The 2,203-nt window shown below is 59.5% G+C and carries 1 protein-coding gene; it reads left to right on the forward strand.

The features are described 5' to 3' along the window. The first annotated feature begins 922 nt into the window (after positions 1–922). Positions 923–2,152 (forward strand): NAD(P)-binding domain-containing protein, encoded by a 1,230-nt coding sequence (locus ACQY7U_RS00245; protein ID WP_428640822.1) that lies wholly within the window; start codon positions 923–925, stop codon positions 2,150–2,152. Positions 2,153–2,203 lie beyond the last annotated feature (51 nt).

The raw sequence follows: 2,203 nt of genomic DNA on the forward strand, positions 1-2,203 counted from the left end.
AACTGTCAAGATTATCGATGGGGCCAACAGCTTCACAAACTTCATTATCGGATATCCATGTTCATTCACGCACTTCACGGCGCCGGCTTGTTTTCCAAGCCCCTTTTGGTCTCAAAGGCTGCAACGATTGAGTGTCATAATCCAGACACCACCCTCAGAAAGGACAGATTCCGCCAGACGCGGGCCTCGTCGCTCTTCGTTGGTTAGCTATCTCTCGATACGTTCAAAAAAGAGAATTCAGCATACTTAACCGCGGTTCGCAGGTTTTCTGTGTGTTTCCGCCAGGTTGCTGTCTGCCACTTGCGCAAGTTCGGTAGCTTGTGAATTTGCCTTGGCGTGTTCGCGGCGGGCCCGGAAAGTTATATCTTTGCGCGTGCGGGCCGCGTGTTCATCAAGTCGTACGGCTGGCTTGTCCCGCTGAGCCATTGCGCAATTAAGTGGGACTGCCTGCAAGTGTGAAAGGTCGCTTAGCGTCCTTTCGATTGCGGGCATTCTTGTGCGTGTTGATGGATCCATCGATCCGGAACCAGATCGCCGCTGGTCGCCGAACAGTCTCAGGTCTTCAGCGCGAGTGAACGGCCTATTGGCTTCCTCACCTTGGATTATGCATCATCACGATGCCAAGAACCGAACGCTCCAGTTCTCATCTTCATTCTCCCCGGTGCGCCATTTCCCTCAATGACACAACCATGTTGCTCCGAGCAGCACAGTTGTCCGTGTAAGCACCATGCAGGCGCGTGACGCATTTCTGCTGCGGTTGCCTTTGCGGTCTGGCGTCTGCGGGTTCTTAACTTCTCCTGTCCCCTGCACGAAGAATAAACGCATTTTAGACGGCTCATTGATGCGTGGCGCAACGGTCAAATGACGCCGCCGGCCCAAACTCCGGTCTCATCAAGGACATGAGACACAGGAGATTCAGGTCATGAAACATGTCAACACAGTCATCATTGGTGGTGGCCAGGCCGGTTTGGCGATGGGGCGCTGCCTTTATCAGTTCGGCGTCGAACATGTCATTCTGGAACGCGGCAGGATCGGCGAACGGTGGCGCAGCGAGCGCTGGGATTCGCTCAGGATGCTCACCCCCAACTGGCAGAGCAGATTGCCGCACTGGCACTACAAGGGGTCCGATCCGGATGCCTTCATGACGATGCCGGAGTTCGTCCATCATCTGGAAAACTACGCGCAGTCCTACGAGGCACCGGTCCAGACCGGGACCGCCGTGACGTCGCTTGAGCAGCTTTCCGATACCCGCTTCCGGGTGACCACCGATCGCGAAGTCTGGCTGGCGGCGAACGTTGTGATCGCGACGGGTTTTTGCGACAAGCCGCGTATTCCGGAGTTCGCAGCGGACGTCCCTGAAGAGATCCGGCATATCGTGCCGGCCGACTATCGCAATCCCGGACAAGTGCCGGAGGGCAACGTTCTGGTGGTCGGCGCCTCGGCGACCGGTCTCCAGATCGGCGAGGAGCTGCTGGCCGCAGGCCGCGAAGTGACCCTGGCGGTCGGCACCCACATCCGCGTGCCGCGGCGCTACAGAGGCCGCGACATTCTTTTCTGGATGGACGCCATGGGGGCGTTCGCGTCTCCTGCCAATCCTGCGGTCGAGCGGTCCATGCCGCCGCCACAGCTGATCGGCGCCGACGACAATCACGACCTCGACGTCGGCACGCTGCAGGACAAGGGCGCGCGCCTCGCGGGACGGGCAATCGGAGTGAAAGGGAGCACGGTCCGATTTGCCGACACCCTGCACGAAACGGTCCGGGCCGCCGATGAGGGCATGTTCTCGCTGCTGGCCAAGATCGACGGGTTCATCAAGGCGAACCGAATGAATGTTCCTCCTGCCGAACCGGATGCGTTGCGTCCGACCAATCTGCGCCCCGCACCTTCGTCGCTGGATCTGGATGCTGAAGGGATCCGGTCCATCGTCTGGGCGACCGGATACCGGCGGGAATATCCCTGGCTGAAGGTTCCGGTGCTCGACGACAGGGGAGAGGTTCGTCATGAAGGCGGAATAACGCCAGTTCCCGGGCTCTATGTGCTGGGCATGCGCTTTCAGAAACGCAAGTTCTCCAACCTTGTCGACGGAGTCGGACGCGATGCGGAGGACCTCAGCCTGCACATCGCCGCCCGCCAGAGTGCCCGCGCCGCGTGACGGCAGTTCAACCGGTCACAGGACCGAAGCAAGCGCGCCGAGGATCATCTG

This window comes from Roseibium sp. (assembly GCF_050301095.1).
Taxonomy (GTDB): domain Bacteria; phylum Pseudomonadota; class Alphaproteobacteria; order Rhizobiales; family Stappiaceae; genus Roseibium.

Coding starts and splice junctions, on each gene's coding strand:
- ACQY7U_RS00245 (WP_428640822.1), top strand. CDS start 923: ATGAAACATGTCAACACAGTCATCATTGGTGGTGGCCAGGCCGGTTTG.